The organism is Streptomyces sp. NPDC087845 (assembly GCF_044742755.1).
Classification (GTDB): Bacteria; Actinomycetota; Actinomycetes; order Streptomycetales; family Streptomycetaceae; genus Streptomyces.
Window position 1 is genome coordinate 327,188 of sequence record NZ_JBIUVC010000002.1, and the last position, 21,938, is coordinate 349,125.

The window sequence follows — 21,938 nt, forward strand, 5'->3', positions numbered from 1 at the left end:
GGACGTGGCGGGCATCGGCCGGGCAGTATGGTCCAGCCATGCGCACCGCGTTGATCCGGAGCCCGCGGCCGTGGCTCCACGCCGTCGCCGGCGCCCTGCTGAGCCTCCCGCCCGCGCTGGCCGCCGCGTTGGCGGCGCCGCCCGGCCGACCGCTGCCGCTGCGGGTCGCCGCAAGCGCGGTGGCGCTGCTCGCCGCCCTCACCGCCATGGGCTTCCCGCGCGCCGCCCGCACCGGTTCCGTACGCCTGGCGAACGCCCTCCTCGGTGGTACCGAACTGCCCGCGCCTGCCCCCGGGACGAGCCGCGACCACCGGCTGCGGACGACGGCGTGGCTCGTGCCGCACATAGTGGTGGGCGTCGCGGTGACCACGGTGACATTCCTCCTGCTGCTGTCCGCCGCGGTGTTCCCCGGGGTGTGGCTGACCGGCGGCGGTCATGTGTCGACGTTCGGCACAACCGTGCCGGTGGGGGCCGGATGGCGGGGCGCGTGGACCCCGCTGGTGTCCGTCGTGACACTCGCCGCCGCGGCGTACGTCGCCCTGGGCGGCGCAGCCGTGCTGCGCCCGCTCGCCCCGGTCCTCCTCGACCACCGGCCCGCCGAACGGCTCGCCGCCGCCGAGGAGGAGCTGAACCGGCTCGCCGGACAGCAGCGGCTGGCACGCGAGTTGCACGACTCGATCGGGCACACCCTGACCGCCTCCACCATCCAGGCCGCCGTCGCGGGCGAACTGCTGGACCGCGACCCGGAGGCGGCGCGGCGCGCCCTCACCAGCATCGAGGAGACCACGCGCGCCGCGCTGGACGACCTCGACCACGTCCTCGGCCTCCTGCGCGCCGGGGACACGCCCACCGCGCCTCCGCGCACCCTCGCCGACCTCGGCCCGCTCACCGACCGGGTCCGGCAGGCCGGTGCCGGACTGCGCGTCAAGACCCACGGCGACCTCACCCGGGTCCCGGCGACCGTGTCCCGCGAGACGTACCGGATCGTCCAGGAGGGGCTGACCAACGCGCTGCGCCACGGCGACCCGTCGTCGATCACCCTGCAGGTGACGGCCGGGGACGACTGGCTGGACGTGGAACTGCTCAACCTGCCCTCCGAGGTACGCACGTCGCGCCGTCGGCAGGCCGGTCAGGGCCTCGACGGCATCCGCGAGCGCGTACGCACCCTGCGCGGTGAGACCTCCGCGGGCCCGTCGTACGACGCCGAGGACGGCCGCGAACGCTGGCGGCTCACCGCCCGGCTCCCGCTACGCTCGGCAGCATGACCACCCCGGCCGAGCGCCCCGTGACCGTACTCGTCGTCGACGACGAGGAGTTGACCCGGACCGGGCTGCGCACGCTGCTCTCCGCCCAGCCCGACATCGAGGTGGTCGGTGAGGCCGACGACGGCTCCCAGGTGCTGCCGCTCGTCGAGCGGCTGCGGCCGGACGTCGTGCTGATGGATGTCCGGATGCCCACGGTCGACGGCATCGAGGCGACGCGGCGGCTGCGGGCGGAACTGGCCGCCCCGCCGAAGGTCGTGGTCATCACCACGTTCGAGAACGACGAGCACGTGTACGACGCGCTGCGCGCCGGCGCGGGCGGCTTCCTCCGCAAACGGGCGCCCGTCCGGCAGATCGCCCAAGCCGTCCGGCTGGTCGCGGAGGGCGACTCGGTACTCTTCCCCGACGCCGTACGCCGCCTGGCCACGGCCCGGCCCGTGCGTCCGGAGGCCGCCGCGCGCACCGCCGCGCTCACCCAGCGGGAGACCGAGATCCTCCGGCTGATGGCGCGAGGCCTCTCCAACCAGGCGATCTCGGCGGAGCTCGTCGTCAGCCAGGAGACCGTGAAGACCCACGTCGGCAACATCCTCGCCAAACTCGGCGCGGACAACCGCACCCAGGCCGTCATCACCGCGTTCCAGGCGGGCCTCGCCGACCCGGGAGTGGCGTAGACCGCGGGTGCGCGTCCCTGCGTACGAGGGGGCGCGTACTGCGGTGCGCACCTCGCCGGGCAATCATCGAGGCATCAACGACGTCGCGCCTCACCTCGCCCAGCAGCCCGAGGTCGACGAGCTGCTTGCGCGCGTCCGAGCTGCCGCCGCACCCCGCCGTGACGACGGTGCGGGTGTGGGACCTGACCACCGGACAGCGGGTTGGTCCGGAGTGGGTGTTTCCCGCGGAGGTGCACCCGGTGGCAGTCACTCCGGATGGCTGGCTGGTGGTCGGGTTCGGCCAGGAGGCAGCGGTGATGACCCCATGCTGACCGGGCCCCGCACGGCACGCCCCTGGGGTGTCTGCCACGCGGAGGCCGACACCGCGGCGTGCCGGTGTCGGCCGTCAGGGGCAGTGGCGGGGTCGGGTGTGCCAGCGGTGGGTGGCCCACGCTTCAGCGGCACTCAACCAGCAAAAACGGTCGCCCCCGGTAGCGGGGAGACCCAAAACGCCCGCGGAGCATCCGTCAGACAACCAACAGTTACTCGCGCTGGACTGCTTGCCGAACCCACGGCCGACGGATTATGAGTCCGCCGCCACCTACGCACCCGCACCCGCACCCGCACCCGCACCCGCACGAAACGGCGAACATCCCCCGGCCGACCCGGCCAGGGGATGTTTCACGTGGAACCAGGAGAAGAGCCTCCAGGCGGAGGAAACGGGCGGTTACTTCTCCGTCTTGTCCTTCGCCGCCGCCACCGGCTTGCGGAGCTGGATGTTCAGCTCGCGCAGGCGGGACTCGTCCAGCTCCGTCGGGGCACCCATCATCAGGTCCTGGGCGTTGCCGTTGAGCGGGAAGGCGATCGTCTCGCGGATGTTGGGCTCGTCGGCCAGGAGCATCACGATGCGGTCGACGCCCGGGGCGATGCCACCGTGCGGCGGGGCGCCGAGGCGGAAGGCGCGGAGCATGCCCGCGAACTCGTGCTCGACGGTCTCGCGGTCGTAGCCGGCGATCTCGAAGGCCTTGAGCATCAGCTCGGGCTCGTGGTTGCGGATGGCGCCGGAGGACAGCTCGATGCCGTTGCAGACGATGTCGTACTGCCAGGCGAGGATGTCCAGCGGGTCCTTCTCCTCCAGGTCCTTCAGGCCGCCCTGGGGCATCGAGAAGGGGTTGTGCGAGAAGTCGATCTTCCCGGTGTCCTCGTCCTTCTCGTACATCGGGAAGTCGACGACCCAGCAGAACCGGAAGACACCCTCCTCGAAGTGGCCGGCGCGCTTGGCGGCCTCGACGCGGACGGCGGACATGATCTTGGAGACCTCGTCGAACTCGCCCGCACCGAAGAAGATCGCGTGGCCGGGAACGAGGGACAGACGCTCGGTGAGGGTCTTGATGTCGGTCTCGGTGAGGAACTTGGCGATCGGGCCGGTCAGGCCGCCGTCCTCGCCGACGCGGACCCAGGCCAGGCCCTTGGCGCCGTGCTGGACGGCGTAGTCGCCGAGGCCGTCGAAGAACTTCCGGGACTGGCCCGCGGTGTCCGGGACCGGGAGCGCGCGGACGTGCTTGCCGGCGAACGCCTTGAACTCCGAGTCGGCGAAGACGTCGGAGATGTCGACCAGCTCCAGCTGGGCACGCAGGTCCGGCTTGTCGTTGCCGTACTTCAGCATCGCCTCGCGGAACGGGATGCGCGGGAACGGCGAGGTGACGTGGCGGCCGTTGCCGAACTCCTCGAAGAGCTCGGTCATCAGCTTCTCGATCGGCCGGAAGACGTCCTCCTGCTCGACGAACGACATCTCGACGTCGAGCTGGTAGAACTCGCCGGGCGAACGGTCGGCGCGGGCGTCCTCGTCGCGGAAGCACGGCGCGATCTGGAAGTAGCGGTCGAAGCCGGAGATCATCAGCAGCTGCTTGAACTGCTGCGGGGCCTGGGGCAGGGCGTAGAACTTGCCCGGGTTCAGGCGGGACGGGACGACGAAGTCACGGGCGCCCTCGGGGGACGTCGCGGTGAGGATCGGGGTCGCCATCTCGTTGAAGCCGAGAGCCACCATCTTGGCGCGGATGGAGGCGATGACGGCCGAGCGCAGCATGATGTTGCGGTGCATGCGCTCGCGGCGCAGGTCGAGGAAGCGGTACTCCAGGCGCCGCTCCTCGTTGACCCCGTCCTCGGCGTTGATCGTGAAGGGCAGCGGGGCGGCCTCGCCCAGCACCTCGACCTCGGTGACCTCGATCTCGATCTCGCCGGTCGGAAGCTCCGGGTTCACGTTGTCGGCGCCGCGCGCGGAGACCTTGCCGTCGATCCGTACGACGGTCTCCTTGGTGAGCTTCGCCAGGGCCTCGTTGCCGGGGGTGCCGGGACGGGCGACGAGCTGCACCAGGCCGTAGTGGTCGCGCAGATCGATGAAGAGGATGCCGCCCAGGTCTCGGCGATTGTGCAGCCAGCCGCTCAGCCGGACGTCGGTGCCGACGTCAGAGGCGCGGAGCTCGCCGCAGGTGTGTGACCTGTACCGATGCATTCTCGTTCATCCAGTCTTCGCGGTTCGGGGTGGATTCAGCCTCCCCAGGCTACCGCCCGCACCCGCATCGAATCATTGACATTGACATTTCAAGATCATCGGGACCGGGTGGACGGGCCCCCACCCTGTGACCGGACGGGCCCCGGTCCCGCGACCGGACAGGGCGTGGACCGCCACCCTCGGTGGCGCCTGCGGCGCAGATCTCCTTAAATAGGGGCAATGCGCACCGAGGACGTCCTGGCCGCGACCGCGACCGGTCTGTGGCGGTGGGACAACGGAGCCGGGACCGTCACGCTCGATGCGGAGGCGGCCCGGCTGCTTGAGCTGCCCGCCGCGGCCGGTGTCTTCCGTGAGTCCGCGGTGCGCTCCCGTTTTCATCCGGTCGACTGGAACGAGATCTACGGGGTGGTGAACCTCGCGGTCGCCGAGGGCACCCTCGCCGAGGCCCGGCTGCGGATCGTGGACGAGAACGGCCGGGTGCTGCGTACCGTACGCAGCCGCTCCAGGCCGTTTCCGCCCGAGACGCCGGGCAGCACCGCCTATGTGCTGGTCGGCACGGTTCAGGAAGTCGCCGAACCGCAACCCGGCACCACCGGCGCGCACACCCCCATCACGGGGGACTGGCGCCGCTCCCGCGAGGCGTTCCTGCTGGACGCCGGCCGGGCGCTGGCCGAGGCCCGGTCCACCGCCGAGGTGCTGCGGGTCGCCTCCTCGCTCTCCATGCCCGGGTTCTCGCCGGACGGCCTGGCGGTCTTCGGCATCGCGGGCGAACGCCTGACGATCACCGGGCACCACGGGCACAGCGTGGGTGACGAGGACCCGTTCAACGACATGCCGCTGGAGACCGACTACCCGGCCGCCGAGGTCATACGGACCGGGCGGGCGATCTATCTGCCCTCGCCCGAGGAGTACAGCCGCCGCTACCCGGTCACCTGGCCGCTCGCCCGCCGTTTCGGGCGCCGCTCCTGGGCCTTTGTGCCGCTGATCGTGGCGGGGCGGACCATGGGCGCCTGGATGGCGGGGTTCCGGAACCCGGTGTCGTTCTCGCCGGACGAGCGTTCCGTACTGACGACCGTGGCCCGGATGCTCGCCCAGGCGCTGGCCCGTGCCGGGGTCGCGGAGACCGAGCGGGAACTCTCGCTGGGGCTCCAGCGCTCGATGATGCCGTCCCTCGGCCCCGGCATCCCGGGCATGACGGTCGCCGCCCGCTACGTGCCGACCGGCGGCGGGCTCCAGGTCGGCGGCGACTGGTACGACATGATCCCGCTCCCCAACGGCCGTATCGCCCTCGTCATCGGTGACGTCCAGGGCCACGACGTGCGCGCCGCGGGCCTGATGGGGCAGTTGCGGATCGCCCTGCGCGCGTACGCCTCCGAGGGGCACAGCCCGGACGCGGTGCTCTCCCGCGCGTCCCGGTTCCTCTCCGGGCTGACCGACGCGTACGAGGAAGGGGAGGAGACCGGACCGCGCTTCGCGACCTGCCTGTACGCGGAGGCCGACCCGGAGACCGGGACCCTCGACATCGCGCGGGCCGGCCATCCCGATCCGGTGGTGATGACCGCCGACGGGACGGCGCTGATCCGCCAGACCGAGGGCGGGCTGCCGCTCGGCATCGAGGCGGACGCCGACTATCCGACGACCCGGCTCACCCTGGAGGCCGGAGAAACGATCATGCTCTGCACGGACGGGCTGATCGAGACCGGCGGCCATGACATGTGGACCGGCTGGATCCGGCTGCGGCCGATCCTGGAACAGGACACCGCCGACCTGGAGAAGCTCGCCGACGCCCTCGTCCAGGCCGTGCACGGGCCGACCTCGCACTACACGACGGGACCGCTGGCGGACCGCCGGGAGGACGACATCGCGGTGCTGCTGCTGCGGCGCGACGGGGAGACACCGGGGCAGACGGCACAGCGGCGCACCGCGCTGACCATCGCGCAGGCCGAGCCGGAGCGGCTGTCGGCGGCCCGGCAGCAGCTGCGGGAGCTGCTGCACGACTGGGCCGATCCGGAGCAGGTCGACGCGGCGGTGCTGATGTTCTCGGAGATGGCCACCAATGTCCTCGTCCACACGGACGGGGACGCGCTGATGGTCGCCCAGGCGACGGGGGAGCACGGTGAGCGGCGGCTGCGGGTGGAGGTGGCGGACGCCAGCGACGAGCTGCCGCACAGGCGGCGGCCCGGGGAGATGGCCTCCAGCGGGCGGGGGCTGGTGCTGATGGAGATGCTCGCGGACGCGTGGGGGGTGGATCCGCGGGGGTCGGGGAAGTCGGTCTGGTTCGAGCTGTACGAGGCGGAGGCGGAGGTGCCGGGGCCGGACGGGCCGGGACGGCCCGTGAGGTGACCGGCTGTCCCGTCAGGTGCCGGACGCGGCCGGGGCCGGCCCACCCGGCCCGCCCGGCCCGCCCGGCTCGCCGCCCTCTCCGCCCTCTCCGCCCGCTCCCTGCCCTCCGCGCAGTTCGCCGAGGATGCCGAAGGCCGCCGCGCAGGCCGGTACCGCGAGCAGCATGCCCAGCAGGCCCGCCACACTGGCGCCCGCGGTGATCGCGATCATGATGGTGGCCGGGTGCATCTGGACCGTACGGCTCTGGATCAACGGCTGCAGGACGTGGCCCTCCAGCACCTGTACGGCGAGCACGACCCCCAGTGCCCAGAGCGCGATCACGAGCCCCCGGTCGGCGAGCGCGACGAGCACCGCGACCGCGCCGGAGATGAACGCTCCGAGATAGGGGATGTAGGCGCCGACGAAGACCAGCGCACCGAGCCCCACCGCGCCGGGGACTCTCAGGATCAGCAGGCCGACGGTGATGCAGACCGCGTCGATCAGCGCGATGAACGTGGTGCCGCGCATGAAGCCCTGCACGGCTTCGAAGGCCCGTCGCCCCATGGCCTCGACCAGATCGCCGGTACCGCGCGGGGCGACCGCGTGGGCGAGATCCACGGCCTTGTCGGAGTCGCGCAGGAAGAAGAAGGTCAGCAGCAGGGCGAGGACGCTGGTCGCGAGCAGCGAGCCGATCAGGCTGATCCCGGAGAGGAGTCCGCCCGCGGCGCTCGCGCCGAACTTCTCGAAGAGTTTCTGGGCGTTGGAGACGAGGTCGTTCACATTGGTGTGCTTGCTGATCCCGAAGTGGTCGACGACCCACTGTCCGGCGTCCTTCAGCGAGTGCACAATCTGGTCGCCGGTGTCGACGAGCGCGGTGACGACGATGTATCCGGCGCCGCCGACCACCGCGACGAGCAGGGCGCACGTGAGCCCCGCGGCCAGCGAACGGTTCACTCCGCGGGCGGTCAGCCGACGGTGGACCGGCCCGAGCAGCGCCGTACCGAGCAGCGCCAGCAGAACGGGCGTGACCGCGGTCTTGAAGATGATGCACAGCCAGACCGCGACCGCGGCGACCCCGGTGACGAGGAGGACGACACCGCACCAGGCGGCCGTACGCCGCGCACCGTCGGGCAGGAGGGGATTGGGGGTCTGCACCCTCCCACCCGATCACATTCCGGCCTTGAGTGTCACATTCCGGCCGCGAGTGTCACATTCCGTGGACGGCGGGCACCGTACCGAGGCGGCCGGCCTGGAAGTCCTCGAAGGCCTGCTTCAGTTCGGCCTGGCTGTTCATCACGAACGGCCCGTAGTGCGCCATCGGCTCGCGGATCGGGCGGCCGCCGAGCAGGACGACCTCCAGGTCCGGGGTGTTGCCGTCCTGCTTCTCGTCCGCGCGGACGGTCAGCGAGGAACCGGCGCCGAAGACCGCGGTCTGCCCCATGTGGACGGGACGGCGCTCCGCACCGACGGTGCCGCGCCCGGCGAGGACGTACGCGAGTCCGTTGAACTCCTCGCGCCACGGCAGGGTCACCTCGGCGCCGGGGCGGACGGTGGCGTGGATCATCGTGATCGGGGTGTGGGTGATTCCGGGGCCCTCGTGCCCGTCGAGCTCACCGGCGATGACGCGGAGCAGCGCGCCGCCGTCCGGGGAGGCGAGGAGCTGGACCTGGCCGCCGCGGATGTCCTGGTAGCGGGGGGCCATCATCTTGTCGGCCTTGGGCAGGTTCACCCAGAGCTGGAGGCCGTGGAAGAGGCCGCCCGACATCACGAGACTCTCCGGCGGTGCCTCGATGTGGAGGAGGCCGGACCCGGCGGTCATCCACTGGGTGTCACCGTTGCGGATGGTGCCGCCGCCCCCGTTGGAGTCCTGGTGGACGAAGGTTCCGTCGATCAGGTACGTGACGGTCTCGAAGCCGCGGTGCGGGTGCCAGGGAGTGCCCTTCGGCTCTCCGGCCGCGTACTCCACCTCGCCCATCTGGTCCATCATGATGAACGGGTCGAGGTACTTGTAGTTGATCCCGGCGAACGCGCGGCGAACCGGGAAGCCCTCGCCCTCGAATCCGCTCGGAGCCGTGGTGACGGCGAGCACGGGGCGGGCCGTGGCGTCGCCCGTGGCGGCGACCTTGGGCAGGGTCAGCGGGTTTTCGACGGTCACTGCGGGCATGGGAGCCACCTCCGGGATTGTCCTGGCTTCAATTTAGTTGAATGGTGAACATCCTGCAAGGTGCCATCCATTCCCCATGCCGCCCACGGGAACGAGGAGGGGCCCGTACCAGGCGGTACGGGCCCCTCCTCGAACGAAGACCGGACGTCGGCCGTATAACCGGACGCCGGCCGTATATGCGTCAGCCGTACATACGGCGCATCGCGAAGTCGACCATCTGCTCCACGGCCTTGGCGTCGAAGACCATGCGGTGCTCACCCTCCATGTCGAGGACGAAGCCGTAGCCGGTCGGCAGCAGGTCGATCACCTCGGCCCCGGTGATCACGAAGTACTTGGACTCCTTGCCCGCGTACAGCCGCAACTCCTTGAGCGTGGTGAACATCGGGATCACCGGCTGCTGGGTGTTGTGCAGCGCGAGGAATCCGGGGTTGTCGCCACGCGGGCAGTAGACCTTCGACGTCGCGAAGATCTGCTGGAAGTCCTCGGCGGACAGCGAGCCCGTCGTGAAGGCACGCACCGCGTCCCCCAGGGACGGCGGCGAGGGCTCGGGATACAGCGGCTGCTCGCCGTAGCCGCCACCCATCTGCTGCTGTGCGCCCGGGTTCTGGTCGTAGCCGTACATACCGCAAAGAGTAATCGGACACATCAGGCCCTTGAGGGGTTGCGTCTTATTACTGGCGGGTAGCATCATCGTAGAGGTCAGCTGATATACGCACCGCCAGCTCGTCGCCCGCCCGGCCCACACCCCTTCCCGGGGCGCTGCACGCCACTGCTATTGATTACGGAGCCTTCCCATGGGGCACTACAAGTCGAATCTCCGCGACATCGAGTTCAACCTCTTCGAGGTCCTCGGGCGCGACAAGACGTACGGCACCGGCCCGTTCGCCGAGATGGACGTCGAGACGGCGAAGAGCATCCTCGACGAGGTCGCCCGCCTCGCGGAGAACGAGCTGGCCGAATCCTTCGCCGACGCCGACCGCAACCCGCCGGTCTTCGACCCGGAGACCAGCACCGCGCCGGTCCCGGAGACCTTCAAGAAGTCGTACCAGGCGTTCATGGACTCCGAGTACTGGCGTCTGGGCCTGCCCGAGGAGATCGGCGGCACCACCTCCCCGCGCTCCCTGATCTGGTCCTACGCGGAGCTGCTGCTCGGCTCGAACCCGGCCGTCTGGATGTACTCCTCGGGCCCGGCGTTCGCCGGCATCCTCTTCGACGAGGGCAACGAGGCGCAGAAGAAGGTCGCCGAGATCGCCGTCGAGAGGCAGTGGGGCTCCACGATGGTGCTGACCGAGCCGGACGCCGGTTCGGACGTGGGCGCCGGCCGCACGAAGGCGGTCGAGCAGGAGGACGGCTCCTGGCACATCGAGGGCGTGAAGCGCTTCATCACCTCGGGCGAGCACGACATGTCCGAGAACATCCTCCACTACGTGCTGGCACGCCCCGAGGGCGCGGGCCCCGGCACCAAGGGCCTCTCCCTGTTCCTGGTCCCGAAGTTCCACTTCGACTGGACCACCGGCGAGCTGGGCGAGCGCAACGGCGTGTACGCGACCAACGTCGAGCACAAGATGGGCCTCAAGGCGTCCAACACCTGCGAGATGACGTTCGGCGACCAGCACCCCGCCAGGGGCTGGCTGATCGGCGACAAGCACGACGGCATCCGCCAGATGTTCCGCATCATCGAGTTCGCCCGCATGATGGTCGGCACGAAGGCCATCGCGACCCTGTCGACCGGCTACCTCAACGCGCTGGAGTACGCCAAGGAGCGCGTCCAGGGCACCGACCTGTCGCAGTTCATGGACAAGACCGCCCCCAAGGTCACCATCACGCACCACCCGGACGTGCGCCGCTCGCTCATGACGCAGAAGGCGTACGCGGAGGGCATGCGCTCCCTCGTGCTGTACACCGCCACCGTCCAGGACGCGATCCAGGAGAAGGAGGCCGCGGGCGAGGACGCCAAGGCGCTGCACGGCCTCAACGACCTGCTGCTCCCGATCGTGAAGGGCTACGGCTCCGAGAAGTCGTACGAGCAGCTGGCGCAGTCGCTCCAGACCTTCGGCGGCTCCGGGTACCTCCAGGAGTACCCGATCGAGCAGTACATCCGTGACGCCAAGATCGACACGCTGTACGAGGGCACGACGGCGATCCAGGGCCAGGACTTCTTCTTCCGGAAGATCGTCCGCGACCAGGGCGCCTCGCTGAACGCCCTCTCCGAGGAGATCAAGAAGTTCCTCGCGGGCGCCCAGGGCAACGAGGAGCTGTCCGGTGCGCTGGACTCGCTCGCCAAGGCGGCCGTGGACCTGGAGGCGATCGTCGGCACGATGATCACCGACCTCACCGCGACCGGCGAGGACGTCAAGAACATCTACAAGGTGGGTCTCAACACCACCCGGCTGCTGATGGCCTCCGGCGATGTCGTCGTCGGTTACCTGCTGCTCAAGGGCGCGGCCGTCGCGGTCGAGAAGCTGCGGGACGCCTCCGCGAAGGACGTCGCCTTCTACCGGGGCAAGATTGCCGCCGCGAAGTTCTTCGCCGCGAACGTCCTGCCGGGCGTCTCCGCCGAGCGCGCGCTCGCCGAGTCCGTCGACAACTCGCTGATGGAGCTGGACGAGGCCGCGTTCTAGCCCTCGGCCCGCTCACGGTCATCACCACGCACCGCCCCCCGGAGACGCTTTCGGGGGGCGGTGCTGTCGTATCGGCCGGGTACGCCGGCCGCGGGCCCGGCCCGCCCGGAACGGCGAGAAGCCCTCCGCGGCGCTCCCCGGAGACTGGGCGGACGCTGCCCGGGACGACGGTGAAACCTCCCGGTCCGGCCTCGTTACAGTGAAGAACATGAGTTCCTCCCTCCGCTTCGACCGCGGGCACACCGACGATCTGATGGCCTTCCTGATGGCCTCCCCCTCCCCGTACCACGCCGTGGCCACCGCGGCCGAGCGGCTGGAGAAGGCCGGATTCCGGCAGGTCGAGGAGACCGCGGCCTGGGACGGCACCAGCGGAGGCAAGTACGTCCTGCGCGGCGGCGCGATCGTGGCCTGGTACGTGCCGGAGGGCGCCGCGGCGCACACCCCGTACCGGATCGTCGGAGCGCACACCGACTCGCCGAACCTGCGGGTCAAGCCGCTGCCCGACACCGGGGCGTACGGCTGGCGGCAGATCGCCGTGGAGATCTACGGCGGGACACTCCTCAACACCTGGCTCGACCGCGACCTCGGCCTCGCCGGGCGGATCTCGCTGCGCGACGGCACGCACCGGCTGGTGAACATCGACCGGCCGCTCCTGCGCGTACCGCAGCTGGCCGTGCATCTGGACCGGTCGGCCAACCCCGACGGCCTGAAGCTCGACCGGCAGAAGCACATGCAGCCGATCTGGGGCCTCGGGGACGTCGAGGAGGGCGACCTGATCCGGTTCGTCGCCGAGGAGGCGGGCGTCGACGCCGACGACGTGACCGGCTGGGACCTGATGCCGCACGCCGTCGAGCCGCCCGCCTACCTGGGCCGGGACCGCGAGCTGCTGGCCGGGCCCAGGATGGACAACCTGCTCTCCGTGCACGCGGCCGCCGCCGCGCTCGCCGCCGTCGCCGGGCAGCCGGACGCCGAGCTTCCGTACATCCCCGTCATGGCCGCCTTCGACCACGAGGAGAACGGCTCGCAGTCCGACACCGGCGCCGACGGGCCGCTGCTCGGCACGGTCCTGGAGCGTTCCGTCTTCGCCCGCGGCGGGACGTACGAGGACCGCGCCCGTGCCTTCGCCGGAACCGTCTGCCTCTCCTCCGACACCGGCCACGCGATCCACCCCAACTACGCCGAGCGCCACGACCCGACCCACCACCCGGTGGTCAACGGCGGACCGATCCTCAAGGTCAACGTCAACATGCGGTACGCGACCGACGGCAGCGGCCGGGCCGTGTTCGCGGAGGCGTGCCGGAAGGCGGACGTGCCGTGGCAGACGTTCGTCTCCAACAACTCGATGCCGTGCGGCACCACGATCGGCCCGATCACGGCCGCCCGGCACGGCATCCAGACCGTGGACATCGGCGTCGCGATCCTGTCGATGCACAGCGCCCGTGAACTGTGCGGCGCGGACGACCCGTATCTGCTCGCCAACGCGGTGGCGGCGTTCCTGGCGGGCTGAGTCCGCCCCGCCCGGCCGCGGCCCCGGGCATGGCCGCCGCCGGGCCGGGTACCCGATCCGTACACCGGCCCGGAACCGCCGGGCCGTCGAGGAGGCGGGATTCATGGGACTCGGAGGATGCATCATCCTCATCGGCGCCGGGGCGATACTGACCTTCGCCACGGACTGGGAGATGGACACCGTCAACGTCGACCTGGTCGGCTGGATCATGATGATCGTCGGCATCATCGGGGTCTTCGTCTACGCGAGCATCGCGCGGCGCCGCCGGATGGTCGTGCCGCCCAGCACCACGATCGTGTCCGAGGACGAGCGCCACCACCCCTGACCCACGGCGTCTGCCGGTAGCGCCCCGTCGACCGGCCGGTGACCCCTCGCCGACACCGCGGCACCCCCGATATCCTGGGACTTTGCCCGTGCCCCCACCTCGGGCGTACCCCGCCCGGAAGGGAAGCCGTACGTGGAGTTCCGGCTGCTCGGCACCGTCTCCGTCGACACGCACACCGGGCCGCTCCCGCTCGGCCCCGCCAAACGCCGCAGCCTGCTGGCCGCGTTGCTGCTGTCCGCCAACACACCCGTATCCATCGCGCGGTTGACGGACTCCCTGTGGGACGACGAGCCGCCGCTGCATGCCCGCAGCGTCATCCAGGGGCATGTGTCCCGGCTGCGGGCCCTCCTGGTGGGCGCGGACGCGGAGGCGTACGGGGTGGAGCTGGTCACGCTCGGCGACGCGTACGTGCTGCGGGCGCCGGAGACCCTGCTGGACTCGCAGCGGTTCGAGGAGCTGCTGGTCCTGGCGCGGGAGCAGCGCAACCCCGCCGACACCGTACTGATGCTCAAGGAGGCCCTGTCCCTGTGGCAGGGCCCGGCGCTCACCGGCGCGTTCGCCGGGCCGCCGCTCCAGGCCGCCGCCCATTCGCTGGAGGAGTCGCGGCTGGCGGCGGTCGAGCAACTGGCACGCACCTACGCGGCGCTGGGGGAGCACAGCCGGGCGGCGGCGATGCTGCGGGCGGAAGCGGTCGCGCATCCGATGCGGGAGTCGCTGGCGGCGGCGCTGATGACGGCGCTGTACCGGGCGGGGCGCCAGTCGGAGGCGCTGGACTGGTTCCACCGCACGCGGCGGCTGCTCGCCGACGAGCTGGGGATCGACCCGGGACACGAACTCGCCGACGCGTACGCGCTGATACTCCGCGGCGACCCCGGTCCGGACGAACGGCCCGCCGAACCTGCCGAACCTGCCGACCGCTCGCACGACGTGAACGGCGCTACGGAGGGCGGGGCCGGGGCCCGGACGGAGACCGGGGCGGGGACCGGGGCAGGGGCCCGGACGGAGACCGGGGCGGGGCCCGGGGCAGGGGTCCGGACGGAGGCCGGGGCCGGTACCCGTACGGGCATCGTCCCCGGCCCGCCGCCGCCTCCCCGTCCGCTCGCCCCGCCGCCCCTCGTCGGTGACCCGCACCCCACCGATCTGCTGCCCCGCGCACCCCGCGGCTTCCACGGGCGGGTTCCCGAGCTGGCCGCGCTCACCAGGGCCGCGGCGGGCGAGGCGCCCGTCTGCCTGGTCACCGGACCGGCCGGCGTGGGAAAGACCGCGCTGGCCCTCCAGTGGGCGCACCGCAACCCCGCCGCCTTCCCGGACGGACGGCTCTTCGCCGATCTGCGCGGGTTCAGCGACACCGGTGAGCCCGCGCTCCTCGAAGTCCTGCGCGAGTTCCTGCTGGCGCTCGGCGTCGCCCCGCGCCGCGTCCCCGAGTCCGTCTCCGCCGCAGCCGCTCTCTTCCGGTCCCTGACGGACCGGCGCCGGCTGCTCGTCGTCCTCGACAACGCCCGTGACTCCGCCACGGTCAGGCCCCTGCTGCCGGGCGGCACCGACTGCGTCACGCTGGTCACCAGCCGGCACCGGCTGGAGGGCCTCATCGCCTCGGACGCGGCCCGCCCCGTCCCGCTCGACATACTCGAACCGCAGGACAGCACGGCACTGCTGGCCGGGGTGCTCGGTGAGGACCGGGTCCTCGCCGAGCCCGTGGCCGCCCGTCGGCTCGCCGGACTCTGTGGCGGGCTGCCGCTCGCCCTGCGCGTCACCGCGGCCCGGCTGGCGGGACGTCCGCAGCGGACGCTGGCCGACGTGACCGACGAACTGGCCGACGAGCGCAGCCGGCTGACCTACCTCGACGTGGACGACACCGGCGTCTCGGCCGCGCTGCGGCTGACCGTGCAGCAGCTGCCGCCGGACGCCGTCCACCAGTTCACCCGGCTCGGCCACCACCCCGGCGGCCACTTCGACCCGTACACGGCCGCCGCGCTCGCCGGCACGGACCCGGTCGCCGCCGCGGCGGCGCTGGAACGGCTCGCCACCGCCCACCTCGTCACCGAGACGGCACCCGGGCGCTGGGGGCTGCACGATCTGGTCCGCCTCTACGCCCGCGGGCTGGACCCCGCGTCCGGCGCCGAAGCCCTCGTCGGCGTCCTCGACCACTACATCGCCACGGCGCTCGCCGCCGCCGACACGGCCGAACCCGGCGGTGAGCCCTGCTTCGTCCTGCCGGACGGCTACCACCGCCCCACCGCCGTCAGGGACTTCACCGACCGGGCGGCGGCGATGAACTGGCTGGCCACCGAGCGCGACGACCTCGCCCTGGCCGCCGTCGCGGCCCGGACCGCCGGGCTCGACGACCGGGCCTGGCGGATCATCCTGCTCCAGTGGCCGCAGGTGGTCTGGCGGGTACGGGACGGCTGGGCCCCGCTGCTGGAACTGGCCCTGGACTCCGCCCGCACCGAGAACGATCCGTACGCCGAGTCACGGGTGCTGAATCTGCTGGGCTGGGTGCTGACCGAGGAGGGCAGGACCACCGACGCCGTCACCCTGCTGGAGCGCTCGCCCGCCCTCGCCCGGCAGGCCGGTGACCGGCTCGGCGAGGCGACCGCGCTGATCAACCTGGCCATCGTCCAGGCCGAACAGGGCGGGCTCGACGCGGCGCTGGAAGGCTGCGGACGGGCCGTCGGCCTGGCCCGCGAGGAATCCGACGCGCACACCGAGATGCTCGCCCTGCAGCACCTCGCCCGGATGCAGCTCACCGCCAACCGCCCGCAGGACGCCCTGCACTCCGCCCGGACGGCGCTCGACCTCGGGCCCGAGCACGAGGAGGTCGCCCGCCGGGTTCTGCTGCTGGCCGTCAGCGGCGAGGCCCGGCTGGCACTCGGCGAGGAGGACGACGGCATCCAGCTGCTGGACCTGGCCGCCGGGGAAGCGGAGAGCGCCGGTTACGACGAGGGCGCGGTACGGGCCCTCGAAGCGCTGCTGCGGGTCACGGCGCGAACGGAATACCGCAAACGGTACGAAGAGGCGGTCCGGCGGCTCACCGACAACGGCTGAGCCGCGCGCCCGCGCGATGCTGAGCCGCGCGCCCGCGCGACGACGTGAGAGTGACGGTCCCGAACGTCAGCGGGACGTCAGCGGGACGCCATCAGAACATGAGCGGCCCGCCCCAGACTCATAGATGTCAGCAGGTCAGGGGCGTTCGCCAATGACCAGGCGTCCGCCTCACCGTCACACTCGGGGGAATTTCCATGAGCACGCTCCGCCACCGCACCACCGTCCTCGCCGCCGCGACCACCGCGGTGCTCGCCCTGGCCCTCACCGCCTGCGGTGGGGACGACACCGGCACGAAGTCCGCCGGTTCGGCGAGTGACGCCGCATTGGCTGCCGCTTCGACGGGCGCCTCCCAGCCCGCCGCCGACGCGACGACCACGAACACCGGAGCCACGAAGGCGAACACCTCGAAGACCGGCACGTCCAACGGCAGCGCCAAGACGGGCGGCAGCACCAGGACGGGCGGCGACACCAGCGACAGCTACGCCTACAAGCACCCGTGCAAGAGCGGGGACCTGTCGGTGCGCGTGTACCCCCGCGAGGGTTCGGCCACCCAGCAGGTGATCGAGGTCAACAACGTCGGCGCGAACTCCTGCGGCCTGAGCTACTTCCCGCGGGTCAGCCTGGGCGCCGCGAAGGCCTCGGACCACAGCTCCGACATCCAGCCGGCCGTTCCCGGCGGCCTGGGCGGCGCACCCGCGTACCCGGTCAAGCCCAAGACGGCCGCCATTGCGGTGATCGACCTCAACCCGAGCGGTGCGAACGGCCTGACCTGGATCGACGAGATGAACGTGCTCACCGACGGCGACCACATGCCCAACGCCGACACGCAGAACTTCGAGCTCGGCCCCGATGTGAAGGTGCGCGACCCGAAGCTCGGCCTGTACCGGAGCACGGTCGCCGAAGCGGTGAGCTCCATGAAGCAGGCGGGCACCTCCTGACCCGCTGAGCCGGGACGTACGGCGAGCCCCGGGACGCGGCCCCTGCCCCGCCGCACACACCGCACCCGGCGCAGAAGGCCCTCCTTGTCCGGAGGCCGGGGCTCCGGCGCCGTCAGGCCCGCTCGTCCATCCCTGCCAGCACCAGCGGCAGCCGGGGCGTTCCCTCCGCGGTCACGCGGACGGGGACGCCCCAGTCCTGTTGGTGGACGTGGCAGGCCGGGTACTCGTTCGCCCCCGCGGCAGAGCCGCTGTCGGATGCAGTGTCGTCGCAGGACGCCGCCATCGCGGACACATGCAGGACCCCCTCGGTGACGCCGTCGGCCAGGACCAGGTCGCGGAACAGGTCGGTGCCGGGACCGGACCCCTCCGCCAGCAGCCCTGGCGGGGTGGCCGAGACCAGCAGCCGGGTCGAGGGACCGTACCGGGTGTCCAGCTTCTGGCCGGCGGGCGCCTGGAAGACCACGTCGAGCCGGAGCGTGCCCGGGGCGATCTCGGTGGCCGCGCGCCGGGTGCGGTGCGCCTGGTCGGCGACGCGCACGGCCTCCTCGGGAAGCCGCAGCCGGGTCAGCCGGTGCCGGGCGGACTCGACGACGACGAGATCGCCGTCGGCCGCCACGGCGCCACTGGGCTCGCGCAGATCCGTGGCCAGGGTGGTGACCTCACCGCTCGCGGGGTCGTAGCGCCGCAGCGCGTGGTTGTACGTGTCGCAGACGGCCACGGACCCGTCGGGCAGCGCGGTCACTCCCAGCGGGTGCTGGAACAGCGCCTGATCCGCGGCGCCGTCGCGGTGCCCGAAGTCGAAGAGGCCGGTGCCGACGGCCGTGCGGACGGCGAAGCCGGTCCCGTCGCGTTCGACGTACCGCAGGGCGGACGTCTCCGAGTCGGCGACCCACAGCCGCTCCCCGTCGGCCGACGCGGCGAGCCCGGACGGCTGGGCGAACCAGGCCTCGTCGGCCGGACCGTCGACCAGGCCCTCGTTGGTCGTGCCCGCCGCGACCCGCACCGTCTCCGTCGCGGGGTCGTACGTCCACAGCTGGTGCACGCCCGCCATGGCGATCCACAGCCGGTCCGCGAACCAGGCGACGTCCCAGGGGGAGGAGAGGTCGACCTCGCGGGCCGGGCCCGTCGTCGGCGAGCCCTGCCACCACTGGCGGCCGGTGCCGGCGAGCGTCGTCGTCACCCCGGTGGCGAGGTCGAGGGCGCGAAGGGCGTGGTTGACGGTGTCGGCGACCGTGATCCGGCCGTCGGGCAGCACGGCGAGCCCCTGCGGCTCGGAGAACCGGGCATCCTCCGGTCCGCCGTCGGTGAACCCTCGGTCCCCCGTACCGACGTGACGACGAACCGTTTCGCTGTCACGTTCGATCTCGACGAGGCGGTGGCGGGTCGTGTCGGAGACGAGGAAGCCGCCGTCGGGCAGGAGCAGGGCCTTGCCGGGGAACCGCAGATGCGTGGCGACCGGTTCGGGCGCGACATAGGGGCCGTCGCCGCGGCGCAGCGTGCCCTTCGCCCCGTGCTCGGCCTCCAGCTCCTCGACCAGCTTCGCGAGGGCGTGCGCGTGGCCCTCGCCCGCGTGCTGGGCGACGATGTACCCCTCGGGGTCGATGACGACGAGCGTGGGCCAGGCGCGTACGGCGTACTGCTTCCAGGTGGCCAGTTCCGGGTCGTCGAGGACCGGGTGGTGGACCTCGTACCGCTCGACGGCGTCGACGACTGCCTGGTGCTCGGCCTCGTGGACGAACTTCGGCGAGTGCACACCGATGATCACGACGGTGTCGCGGTGCTTCTCCTCCAGCTCGCGCAGCTCATCGAGGACATGCAGACAGTTCACACAGCAAAAGGTCCAGAAATCCAGGATCACAATGCGTCCTCGCAGGTCAGCGAGGGTGTATTGCTGGTCGCCTGTATTGAGCCAGCCGCCCTTGCCGATCAGCTCGGGGGCCCTGACGCGTGCACGTGTTGCCATGTGAAGAGTCAACATCACCAGGGCCCGCGCGCATTCCGGAGGGTCCACGCATTCCGGAGAGCCCTGGGGGAACCTGTGAACCATGAGATTCCTGGTACGTGAACGGCTCTTCGCTGTCGGTGACGACTACTGGATCGAGGACGCGGACGGCCGCAAGGTCTTCCTCGTCGACGGCAAGGCCATGCGGGTGCGTGACACCTTCGAGCTGAAGGACGCGCAGGGCCGGGTCCTGGTCGAGATCCGGCAGAAGCTGCTCAGCCTGCGCGACACGATGCTCATCGAGCGCGACGGCGAACAGCTCGCCACGGTCAGACGCAAGCGGCTGTCGCTGCTGCGCAACCACTACCGGGTCACGCTGCTGGACGGCACCGATCTCGACGTCAGCGGCAAGATTCTGGACCGCGAGTTCGCCATCGACTACGACGGGGAACTGCTGGCCCAGATCTCACGGCGGTGGCTGACCGTCCGGGACACCTACGGCATCGATGTCGTACGGGAGGACGCCGATACGGCGCTGCTCATCGCCGTATCGGTGTGCGTCATCGTGCTCGCCGACAAGGAGCACCACGAGGACTGACCCCGGCACGTTTCACGTGAAACGCGCCGACCTGCCCGCCTCCGGAACGCGTGCCGACCCGCCCGCCTCCGGAACGCGTGCCTACCCGCCCGCCTCGGAAACGCGTACCTACTTGCCCGCCCCGGGAGGGGTCAGCCCCAGCCGCCGGTCCTTGAGCGCCGGGAACTGCTCGCGCGTGGCGGCGACCTTCGCCGGGTCGAACTCCACGCTCAGCACCTCCTCGTCCGCGCCCGCCTCCGCGAGCACCTCGCCCCAGGGGTCGACGACGATGCTGTGTCCGGCCTGCTGGACTCCGGCGTGGGTGCCCGCGGTGCCGACGGCCAGGACGTACGACTGGTTCTCGACGGCGCGGGCCTGGGCCAGCAGCGTCCAGTGGGCGCGGCGGCGCTCGGGCCAGCCCGCCGCGACGATCAGCGTCTCGGCGCCCGCGTCGACCAGGCCGCGGAACATTTCCGGGAAGCGCAGGTCGTAACAGGTGGCGAGGCCCAGCGTGGTCTGCGGCAGGGCGACCGTGACGAGCTCCTCACCGGCCCCCATCATGACCGCCTCGCCCTGGTCGAAGCCGAAGCGGTGGATCTTGCGGTACGCGGCGGCCCGCTCGCCCTCGGGCGTGAAGACGAGCGCGGTGTTGTAGAGGGTGCCGTCGGCCGCGCGCTCGACGAAGGAGCCGGCGTGCAGCCAGACACCGGCGTCGGCGGCGGCCTTCGCCATGATGTCGTGGGTGGGCCCCTGGAGCGGTTCGGCCTCGTCCGCGAAGGCGGTGTACGCGAAGGCGCCGACCGGCCAGAGTTCGGGAAGCACCACGAGATCCGCACCGCGCTGGGCCGCGATCAGCGAAGCCGCGCGTTGCCTACGGGAATTGACGGATTCGTCCGGGTCTACTGCGATCTGGATGAGGGAGGCGCGCACACTACCACCGTCCTGGCATTCGAGCCGTCAACACGGGCCTACGATCGTCACACGAAAGCACTGCCGGGGTGCCTGCTCGCAGCGTAACTTAGCGATCGAACCTCCCACGCAGCCCGCCGCCCGCGCCCAGCACTCCAGCCCATGCACCGCAGAACCGCACGAGGGGTCCCGTGACCGTCCATCCCAGCCTCCAGACCTACGCCGATGCCTGGACCCACTCCATCGAGTCGATAGCCGAGCTGGTGAAGCCGCTCGCCGAAGGAGAGTGGAACAGCCGTACGCCGTGCCCCGCCTGGTCGGTGCGTGACATCGTCTCGCACATCATCGGCATGGAGTCCGAGCAGCTCGGCGATCCGCGCCCGATCCACACGCTGCCGCGCGATCTCTACCACGTACAGAACGACTTCGCCCGCTACATGGAGATGCAGGTCGATGTGCGGCGCCACCACACCGCGCCGGAGATGACCTCCGAGCTGGAGTACACGATCATTCGCCGCGCACGTCAGCTGCGCAACGAGTCGCGTGACCCCCAGACCATGGTCCGGGCGCCGCTCGGCGCCGAGCAGACCCTCGAACTGGCCTTGCAGATGCGGGCCTTCGACGTCTGGGTGCACGAGCAGGATCTGCGGGCGACGCTGGGGCAGCCCGGCAATCTGGACTCCCCCGGCGCCACCGTCGTCCGGGACACCCTGCTCGCCGCGCTGCCGAAGGTGGTGGCCAAGGACGCGGGCGCGCCGGCCAGTTCGGCGATCGTGCTCGATGTGCACGGGGAGCTGGAGTTCCTGCGCACGGTCAGAGTCGACGCGGAGGGCCGCGGGTCGGTGGACGGTTCACCGTCCCTCGGACCCGCGGTGACGCTGGCGATGGACTGGGAGACGTACTACCGCCTCGCCTGCGGGCGGGTGCGCGCGGGGGCGGTCGCGGACCGGATCAAGGTCGAGGGCGACGCGGACCTGGCTGCGGCGATCCTTCAGAACTTCGCCGTGACGCCGTGAGGCCGTGAGGCCGTGAGGCCATGAGGCCGTACCGCCGGGGCATTCGCAATGCCCGGACGTCGCAATGCCAGGCGCCGTAGCGCCTCGGCGGCGCCGTGCCACTGTGGTCGGCGGCGCCCGTCGCGCGAGGACGGGCGCGCCGCCGATC

The 21,938-nt window shown here is 71.5% G+C and carries 16 protein-coding genes; 10 read left to right on the forward strand and 6 right to left on the reverse strand.

Going from position 1 to position 21,938, the window contains the following annotated elements:
* The first annotated feature begins 38 nt into the window (after positions 1–38).
* Positions 39–1,265, forward strand: a complete 1,227-nt coding sequence (locus tag ACIOMQ_RS07085; RefSeq protein ID WP_362192759.1) for a histidine kinase — start codon at positions 39–41, stop codon at positions 1,263–1,265.
* The gene (locus ACIOMQ_RS07090) at positions 1,262–1,933 is read left to right on the forward strand and encodes a response regulator transcription factor (RefSeq protein ID WP_362192756.1); all 672 of its coding nucleotides are present in this window, start codon (positions 1,262–1,264) and stop codon (positions 1,931–1,933) included. Before ACIOMQ_RS07085 ends, ACIOMQ_RS07090 begins: the two co-directional genes overlap by 4 nt.
* Before the next feature lie 706 nt (positions 1,934–2,639).
* On the opposite strand, the gene aspS is transcribed toward ACIOMQ_RS07090, so the two are convergent.
* A complete protein-coding gene (aspS, locus tag ACIOMQ_RS07095; protein ID WP_401262141.1) occupies positions 2,640–4,424 on the reverse strand; it encodes an aspartate--tRNA ligase in 1,785 nt (594 codons plus the stop codon).
* A 219-nt stretch (positions 4,425–4,643) separates the two neighbouring features.
* On the opposite strand from aspS, the gene ACIOMQ_RS07100 reads away from it, so the two are divergent.
* Positions 4,644–6,767: a SpoIIE family protein phosphatase gene (locus ACIOMQ_RS07100; RefSeq protein WP_362192750.1), complete on the forward strand. Its 2,124-nt coding sequence runs from the start codon at positions 4,644–4,646 to the stop codon at positions 6,765–6,767.
* 12 nt (positions 6,768–6,779) lie between these two features.
* Here ACIOMQ_RS07100 and ACIOMQ_RS07105 read toward each other — a convergent pair whose 3' ends face one another.
* The 3 genes from ACIOMQ_RS07105 to ACIOMQ_RS07115 all read right to left on the reverse strand — a co-directional run bounded on the left by ACIOMQ_RS07105 (position 6,780) and on the right by ACIOMQ_RS07115 (position 9,532).
* Positions 6,780–7,901 (reverse strand): AI-2E family transporter, encoded by a 1,122-nt coding sequence (locus tag ACIOMQ_RS07105; RefSeq protein WP_402188161.1) that lies wholly within the window; start codon positions 7,899–7,901, stop codon positions 6,780–6,782.
* A 52-nt stretch (positions 7,902–7,953) separates the two neighbouring features.
* On the reverse strand, positions 7,954–8,910 hold the full coding sequence (locus ACIOMQ_RS07110) for a pirin family protein (protein ID WP_362192744.1): 957 nt from the start codon (positions 8,908–8,910) through the stop codon (positions 7,954–7,956).
* A gap of 181 nt (positions 8,911–9,091) precedes the next feature.
* Positions 9,092–9,532, reverse strand: a complete 441-nt coding sequence (locus tag ACIOMQ_RS07115; protein WP_072487501.1) for an SseB family protein — start codon at positions 9,530–9,532, stop codon at positions 9,092–9,094.
* 172 nt (positions 9,533–9,704) lie between these two features.
* On the opposite strand from ACIOMQ_RS07115, the gene ACIOMQ_RS07120 reads away from it, so the two are divergent.
* The 5 genes from ACIOMQ_RS07120 to ACIOMQ_RS07140 all read left to right on the forward strand — a co-directional run bounded on the left by ACIOMQ_RS07120 (position 9,705) and on the right by ACIOMQ_RS07140 (position 17,346).
* A complete protein-coding gene (locus ACIOMQ_RS07120; protein WP_362192741.1) occupies positions 9,705–11,531 on the forward strand; it encodes an acyl-CoA dehydrogenase in 1,827 nt (608 codons plus the stop codon).
* A gap of 208 nt (positions 11,532–11,739) precedes the next feature.
* Positions 11,740–13,038 (forward strand): M18 family aminopeptidase, encoded by a 1,299-nt coding sequence (locus tag ACIOMQ_RS07125; RefSeq protein ID WP_362192738.1) that lies wholly within the window; start codon positions 11,740–11,742, stop codon positions 13,036–13,038.
* A 103-nt stretch (positions 13,039–13,141) separates the two neighbouring features.
* Positions 13,142–13,363: a DUF6458 family protein gene (locus ACIOMQ_RS07130; RefSeq protein WP_401262134.1), complete on the forward strand. Its 222-nt coding sequence runs from the start codon at positions 13,142–13,144 to the stop codon at positions 13,361–13,363.
* Between the two features lie 132 nt (positions 13,364–13,495).
* Entirely contained in the window at positions 13,496–16,408 is a 2,913-nt protein-coding gene (locus ACIOMQ_RS07135) for a BTAD domain-containing putative transcriptional regulator (RefSeq protein ID WP_402188164.1), read from the forward strand.
* Positions 16,409–16,602: 194 nt separating this feature from the next.
* Complete coding sequence (locus ACIOMQ_RS07140; RefSeq protein ID WP_402188166.1) at positions 16,603–17,346, forward strand: DUF4232 domain-containing protein; 744 nt, start codon at positions 16,603–16,605, stop codon at positions 17,344–17,346.
* A 112-nt stretch (positions 17,347–17,458) separates the two neighbouring features.
* Here the strand turns inward: ACIOMQ_RS07140 and ACIOMQ_RS07145 are convergent, their stop codons facing one another.
* Entirely contained in the window at positions 17,459–19,309 is a 1,851-nt protein-coding gene (locus ACIOMQ_RS07145) for an NHL domain-containing thioredoxin family protein (RefSeq protein WP_402188168.1), read from the reverse strand.
* An 82-nt stretch (positions 19,310–19,391) separates the two neighbouring features.
* Here ACIOMQ_RS07145 and ACIOMQ_RS07150 point away from each other — a divergent pair, with 82 nt between their 5' ends.
* Positions 19,392–19,886: an LURP-one-related/scramblase family protein gene (locus ACIOMQ_RS07150; protein ID WP_401262127.1), complete on the forward strand. Its 495-nt coding sequence runs from the start codon at positions 19,392–19,394 to the stop codon at positions 19,884–19,886.
* Positions 19,887–19,994: 108 nt separating this feature from the next.
* Here the strand turns inward: ACIOMQ_RS07150 and ACIOMQ_RS07155 are convergent, their stop codons facing one another.
* Positions 19,995–20,795, reverse strand: coding sequence for a carbon-nitrogen family hydrolase (locus ACIOMQ_RS07155; RefSeq protein WP_401262124.1), 801 nt, complete (start codon positions 20,793–20,795; stop codon positions 19,995–19,997).
* Between the two features lie 170 nt (positions 20,796–20,965).
* Between ACIOMQ_RS07155 and ACIOMQ_RS07160 the strand changes: the two genes are divergently transcribed.
* Complete coding sequence (locus ACIOMQ_RS07160) at positions 20,966–21,790, forward strand: maleylpyruvate isomerase family mycothiol-dependent enzyme (RefSeq protein WP_362192719.1); 825 nt, start codon at positions 20,966–20,968, stop codon at positions 21,788–21,790.
* Positions 21,791–21,938 lie beyond the last annotated feature (148 nt).

Excerpts from the sequence above, each read along its gene's own strand:
- ACIOMQ_RS07085 (WP_362192759.1), top strand. The coding sequence starts at position 39 with ATGCGCACCGCGTTGATCCGGAGCCCGCGGCCGTGGCTCCACGCCGTC.
- ACIOMQ_RS07090 (WP_362192756.1), top strand. The coding sequence starts at position 1,262 with ATGACCACCCCGGCCGAGCGCCCCGTGACCGTACTCGTCGTCGACGAC.
- aspS (WP_401262141.1), bottom strand. The coding sequence starts at position 4,424 with ATGCATCGGTACAGGTCACACACCTGCGGCGAGCTCCGCGCCTCTGAC.
- ACIOMQ_RS07100 (WP_362192750.1), top strand. The coding sequence starts at position 4,644 with ATGCGCACCGAGGACGTCCTGGCCGCGACCGCGACCGGTCTGTGGCGG.
- ACIOMQ_RS07110 (WP_362192744.1), bottom strand. The coding sequence starts at position 8,910 with ATGCCCGCAGTGACCGTCGAAAACCCGCTGACCCTGCCCAAGGTCGCC.
- ACIOMQ_RS07115 (WP_072487501.1), bottom strand. The coding sequence starts at position 9,532 with ATGTACGGCTACGACCAGAACCCGGGCGCACAGCAGCAGATGGGTGGC.
- ACIOMQ_RS07120 (WP_362192741.1), top strand. The coding sequence starts at position 9,705 with ATGGGGCACTACAAGTCGAATCTCCGCGACATCGAGTTCAACCTCTTC.
- ACIOMQ_RS07125 (WP_362192738.1), top strand. The coding sequence starts at position 11,740 with ATGAGTTCCTCCCTCCGCTTCGACCGCGGGCACACCGACGATCTGATG.
- ACIOMQ_RS07130 (WP_401262134.1), top strand. The coding sequence starts at position 13,142 with ATGGGACTCGGAGGATGCATCATCCTCATCGGCGCCGGGGCGATACTG.
- ACIOMQ_RS07140 (WP_402188166.1), top strand. The coding sequence starts at position 16,603 with ATGAGCACGCTCCGCCACCGCACCACCGTCCTCGCCGCCGCGACCACC.
- ACIOMQ_RS07145 (WP_402188168.1), bottom strand. The coding sequence starts at position 19,309 with ATGGCAACACGTGCACGCGTCAGGGCCCCCGAGCTGATCGGCAAGGGC.
- ACIOMQ_RS07150 (WP_401262127.1), top strand. The coding sequence starts at position 19,392 with ATGAGATTCCTGGTACGTGAACGGCTCTTCGCTGTCGGTGACGACTAC.